Annotated in this window: 1 protein-coding gene; it reads left to right on the top strand. The window is 58.6% G+C overall.

What is annotated here, in order from left to right; all coding sequences use genetic code 11:
* On the top strand, window positions 1–353 hold a 353-nt coding region (locus NR112_RS22265; protein WP_256796471.1), incomplete at its 5' end, for a hypothetical protein.
* Window positions 354–372: the final 19 nt, after the last annotated feature.

Genomic DNA, 372 nt, shown 5'->3' with positions numbered 1-372 from the left:
CAGCCGAAAGAAGGAAGAGGGAGAGGAGAGGAAGGGAAGGAAAAAGGGGGAAAAAGAAAAGGAAAAGGAGGGGAAGGGAAGAGAGGAAAAGGGGGAAAAAAGAAAGGAGAGGGAAGGAAAAGAGAAGAGGGAGAGAGGAGAGAGGGAAAGGAGAGAGGGGGAGGAGGGAGGGAGGAAGAAGAAAGAAGAGGGAGAAGAAGAGAGGGGGGAGAGGGGGAGAAGGGGGAAGGGGAAAGAAGGAAAAGAGAAGGAAGAGAAGAGAGAGGGGGAAAAGGGAGCCACGCGGGGCAGGGGGGCACCCCGGGACGCACGGCCCCGTCGTCCTGCTGCCGCGGAGCCGAGTCATCCCCTGACCGATGCACAGCGCGTGGT

This window comes from Terrabacter sp. Ter38, from assembly GCF_024519435.1.
GTDB lineage: Bacteria > Actinomycetota > Actinomycetes > Actinomycetales > Dermatophilaceae > Terrabacter.
The sequence above is the reverse complement of the archived record's forward strand: the minus strand, read 5'-3'. Positions and strand labels throughout refer to the sequence as shown.